1 protein-coding gene is annotated in these 1,412 nt (G+C 67.4%); it reads left to right on the top strand.

Annotated elements, in window-relative coordinates; genetic code table 11:
• Positions 1 to 181: 181 nt before the first annotated feature.
• A complete protein-coding gene (nudC, locus tag ACWD3E_RS43300) occupies positions 182 to 1,081 on the top strand; it encodes an NAD(+) diphosphatase (RefSeq protein WP_222997844.1) in 900 nt (299 codons plus the stop codon).
• The last annotated feature ends 331 nt before the right edge of the window (positions 1,082 to 1,412 follow it).

Genomic DNA, 1,412 nt, shown 5'->3' on the forward strand with positions numbered 1-1,412 from the left:
GCTGCTCCAGCAGCCCCACGACCGACGGCATCCCCGACCTCCACCCCAGCGACGACACGACACATCACCACTGCCACGAGGCCGCCGACCCTATATTTAGGCAAGTTCTGGCTGCGGAGGGTGTCGGCGGACGTATCCGCTAGTGTCGAGGACAGGCGGACACTGTGATCCAGGAGGAGCGGTGTACTACAGCGGGTTGGGGCTCGACCGTGTCGTTGATCGGCGGGGAGACTCGGACTGGATCGAGGCACTGCTGACCAGGGCCAGTACCCAGGTCATTCCCCTGTGGCAGGACCAGTGCCTGGTGCGAAACGAAACGCCGTTGCGGCTGCCCTTGGCCCAGGCGAGGGACATCCTCGTCGCGGCCGGCGACCGGGTGCTGCTCGGCCTCGAAGGCGAGAGGGCGGTGTTCGCGGCTGATGTGTCCGGGCTCGAACGGGAGAGCGCCGTCGAGCTGGCCGGCGCGGACAGGATGCTGGACGTGCGGGCGATGGTTCCCACCATCACGCCGGACGAAGCGGGTCTGCTGGCGTACGCGCGGGGAATTCTGCACTGGAACCGCAATCAGCGGTTTTGTGGCGCCTGCGGGGGCCCGGCCCGGTCCTGCAATGGTGGCCACCTGCGGACCTGCCAGAACTGTGGGAAGCTGCTGTTCCCGCGGATCGAACCGGCCGTGATCGTGCTAGTCGAGCTTCCGGGCACGCCCCGGCGCTGCCTGCTCGGCCGCCATGCGGCATCCGGCCCGAACCGCTTCAGCACACTGGCCGGGTTCGTCGAGATTGGCGAGAGCTTCGAGGACACGGTGCGCCGCGAGGTGCGGGAGGAAGCCGGCGTCACCGTGGGTGCGGTGACCTACCAGGGTTCCCAGGGGTGGCCGTTCCCGGCCGGGGTGATGATCGGGTTTCGCGCCGAGGCCGTTTCCGATGCGATCGATGTGGACAACGTGGAAGTGGTGGAGGCACGCTGGTTCACGGCCGCGGAACTGCGCGCGCGGCTGGCGGACGCTACGCTCGGCGGCCCGTACCGGGTCGATTCGATTGGCAAGGCGCTCATCGACCAGTGGCTGGCCGACACAGACTGAACCGATGCGGTGCGAAGACAGATTTTACGCTGCCTCGTTTATCTTCTGCTTCAACTCGGCCACCGCCTGGGTCCGTCGGCTGGCCGACGCCCACCCGGCCGCATACCAAGCCCAGTTGGACCAGTCGCTTCGGCTCCTTGCTTCACTCGAACGGGTATCCGAGTGGTGATGAAAGGCTGGCTGGTGTGCCGCCTCGCGGGACTGGGCCGAGTATCGCGGCGTGGGACCCAGGTGACGAGGCGATGGTCTACTGGTCGATGACGATGCTCATGACGCGCCGCCTTGCCCGGCCACGTCCTTCGCGAGCGTGAACTTGCCCGGCGCCGACTCG

This window comes from Streptomyces sp. NPDC002676, from assembly GCF_053592455.1.